This is a genomic window from Blautia sp. DFI.1.216, assembly GCF_020594215.1.
GTDB classification, from domain to species: Bacteria; Bacillota; Clostridia; order Lachnospirales; family Lachnospiraceae; genus Blautia_A; species Blautia_A wexlerae.
In genome coordinates this window covers 1-686 of record NZ_JAJDML010000159.1, presented here as the reverse complement: position 1 = coordinate 686, position 686 = coordinate 1, and the positions used below count along the sequence as shown (strand labels likewise).

Here is a 686-nt window from a genome sequence, read left to right as displayed (position 1 = left end):
ATTCTATTCCTCCTGTGATGGAAACCTTAAAAATATCAGTAGCTACCTGTTCTTCCTTTTTCGGACGAAGATAAACCGTTGTACCTTCTCCGGGCATAATAACCCCCGTTTCATAATCATCAAGGTACGCCCAGAAATGTTCCGTATTCTCAAAATCAACCGTAACAGGATTTTTTCCATTGTTATATATCCATATACTGCGTTTTGGACACATAAACATATCCGGATCCGGATCTGTATTATCCCACCAGTCGTATTCTTCAGGGGTAATTGTGAGAAATCTCGTACCGCTATTCGGTCTGCAGTTCACCTCATAATCCTGATCAGATGCGCCGCGAATAAGAACCCGTATCCTACACTTCGCCTGAATGCCTTCTTCTGTTTCCATGACAAAGGTTTCTTCATGAATTCCCGGAGAAAGATTTTTCTTTACATAAATATCCGCTGCAACAGCTTCTCCGGGCTTAACCTTATTCCCAACTTCCATTGGAAACCTTCCCTGAAACGGATAATCAAACGGCTCAAGTGTAAAATCATTCAATTCTGAGATAGATTTGATATGCCAAGCCTCTGTGCCTGTATTTTTTATCTCCAGCCTTTCCCACCCCCAACCACTGCCGTTTACTCCAGTCTGTCCCAAATCAAGGATTTCACTAGAAACTGTCGCCTCATATTTCTCATATCTC

General features: G+C 42.1%; 1 protein-coding gene. It reads right to left on the bottom strand.

Going from position 1 to position 686, the window contains the following annotated elements; genetic code table 11:
- Positions 1-686 (bottom strand): hypothetical protein (locus LJE11_RS19210; protein WP_173679728.1); only part of this gene is annotated, 686 nt, incomplete at both ends.